At 33.9% G+C, this 1,463-nt stretch carries 2 protein-coding genes; both read left to right on the forward strand.

What is annotated here, in order from left to right; translation table 11 throughout:
* Positions 1 to 12: 12 nt before the first annotated feature.
* A complete protein-coding gene (locus PPOP_RS18745) occupies positions 13 to 600 on the forward strand; it encodes a hypothetical protein (RefSeq protein WP_006288286.1) in 588 nt (195 codons plus the stop codon).
* 71 nt (positions 601 to 671) lie between these two features.
* Positions 672 to 1,262 carry a hypothetical protein gene (locus PPOP_RS18750; RefSeq protein ID WP_006288287.1) on the forward strand — a complete coding sequence of 197 codons (591 nt, stop codon included), beginning with the start codon at positions 672 to 674 and terminating at the stop codon, positions 1,260 to 1,262.
* The last annotated feature ends 201 nt before the right edge of the window (positions 1,263 to 1,463 follow it).

The following is a 1,463-nucleotide window of genomic DNA, read 5'->3' on the forward strand; positions in this document are numbered from 1 at the left end:
AGATGATTTTATATGCAGCTTGATATAAATAAACTGTATGAAACGTACCTGACTTTACATATCCCTAATCCGTTTACGTTAGCACAAATCGGCGAAAGATTAATAAAACAATACGCGGCAAAACAAATAACCAAAGAAAAATTTATTGAATGTTATGACCCTAGTTTCCCTGAAGACCTCTATGCAGATTTTCATACGGTCGTTACTGTTTATATTTTTCGTGATCAAGAAGGAATGAAAAAACTGCTTACCCTTGATTCCCCCGATGAAAAAGTATCATTTTACGAAGATATTAACTATAGTAGACATGGCTGTAATCTTATCCTTAATTCAGATGATCAAGTATATATGTCAGGTGGCACAACACAAATAGGCACAAACTTATTATCTCTTGAAACAAGTATCTTTAGGGGATTTAAAGAGGAAGATGCAGTTCTAGGAAACGTAAGATTTGAAAGCTACTTAAAAGCATTATACTTAGTTGGATATATACAATTTGAAAATGATCCACTCATTGAAAAAGCTCGTCAACGATATAGGGAAGGTTACCGGTTACAAAGGTTTGGGACTCAAACCGGTAACAATACAAAATTTCTGTAAAATGGGTTATCTTAAATTGGGTCGAAGTTTTTATGTTACATGATAAAAAAAGAAGATGGAGATGATTTTATATGCAGCTTGATATAAATAAACTGTATGAAAAGTACCTGACTCTACATATCCCTAATCCGTTTACGCTAGATCAAATCGGCGCAAGATTAATAAAACAATATGCGGCAAAACAAATAACCAAAGAAAAATTTATTGAATTATATGACCCTAGTTTCCCTGAAGACCCCTATGCAGATTTTCATACTGTCGTTACCGTTTATATTTTTCGTGATCAAGAAGGAATGAAAAAACTGCTTACCCTTGATTCCCCCGATGAGAAAATATCTTTTTACAAAAATATTAACAGGCCTTATAGTCATGGCTGTAATCTTATACTTAATTCAGATGATCAAGTATATATGTCAGGTGGAACAACACAAATAGGCACAAACTTATTATCTCTTGAAACAAGTATCTTTAGGGGATTTAATGAGGAAGATGCAGTTCTAGGAAACGTAAGATTTGAAAGCTACTTAAAAGCATTATACTTAGTTGGATATATACAATTTGAAAATGATTCACTCATTGAAAAAGCTCGTCAACGATATAGGGAAGGTTATATGTTACAAAGGTTTGGGACTCAAATCGGTAACAATACAAAATTTCTGTAAAATGGGTTATCTTATATATGTTACTAAAGATTCATATCCCCTTACATTGGGGGGGGGATATAATTATGGGTGAGGTTACCAGCTTAATCTGGTTAACCTCATTCTCATGTAAAATCAGTAGACGATAAAATATCTGGGCTGGCAATAAAGCCCGTTATACAGTGAACGACAGATAGACCCCGCCCGTAAAATTATGGGCTG

The sequence above is a fragment of the Paenibacillus popilliae ATCC 14706 genome, from assembly GCF_000315235.1.
GTDB lineage: Bacteria > Bacillota > Bacilli > Paenibacillales > Paenibacillaceae > Paenibacillus_B > Paenibacillus_B popilliae.